This window comes from Pseudomonas sp. EL_65y_Pfl2_R96 (genome assembly GCF_963970905.1).
In the GTDB taxonomy this organism is placed as follows: Bacteria; Pseudomonadota; Gammaproteobacteria; order Pseudomonadales; family Pseudomonadaceae; genus Aquipseudomonas.
This window is the reverse complement of sequence record NZ_CAXAQH010000136.1, coordinates 1-650: the sequence shown is the minus strand read 5'-3', so window position 1 is coordinate 650 and position 650 is coordinate 1. Positions and strand designations below refer to the sequence as shown.

Annotated in this window: 1 protein-coding gene; it reads right to left on the bottom strand. The window is 60.0% G+C overall.

The features are described from left to right. Positions 1–106: 106 nt before the first annotated feature. Positions 107–508 carry an IS66-like element accessory protein TnpA gene (gene tnpA / locus AACY49_RS29850; RefSeq protein WP_339527793.1) on the bottom strand — a complete coding sequence of 134 codons (402 nt, stop codon included), beginning with the start codon at positions 506–508 and terminating at the stop codon, positions 107–109. Between the last annotated feature and the right edge of the window lie 142 nt (positions 509–650).

Genomic DNA, 650 nt, shown 5'->3' with positions numbered 1-650 from the left:
TCGCGCTTGAGCACTTCCTGCACGCGCAGAGCCAGGCTCGGAAAGCCACACCGCATGTCGGTATGGCCCGTCGCCAGCCACACTCGCACGCCCGTCGGGATCGGGATCACCGTAGTGTCTCCAGCCCTCGCATGATCCGTAGCAAAACCGCAACATCGACGTTGCGGTCCACGATCACGCGTCGGCCATTCGCGGTCACGACTTCCAGAGTGCCAGTCGCCGCCGGCGCCGCACGCTCCGTCGTCGACTGGACCTCCGACACAATCTGGGCCGGCACAAATCCACCTACCTGACAGCCGCCAAGCTGTCCTTCGCGATAGGCCTTGCGCCACGAAAACAGAAGCTGTTTCGAAAGCCCATGATGCCGCGCTGTCGCCGACACCAGCCGCGGACCCGAAAAACTCTCCTCGACAATCCGCAGCTTCTCGGCAACCGACCAGCGCCGACGCCGACCAGTCTCCACAATTTCAAGGCGACGCACTTGGCGACTATCAGTAAGGATATCCATACCGACAGTCAGCTACAGATCGGAAAAACCCGCAAGACGGCCGTCCTCGGACGAGTACTTCAATTCAACTGGTTCGGTAAATTCAGGAGTTACGACAGCCCCCTGATAAACGGGGCCTCGGTAAGTGTTCAGTTAGAAGCTT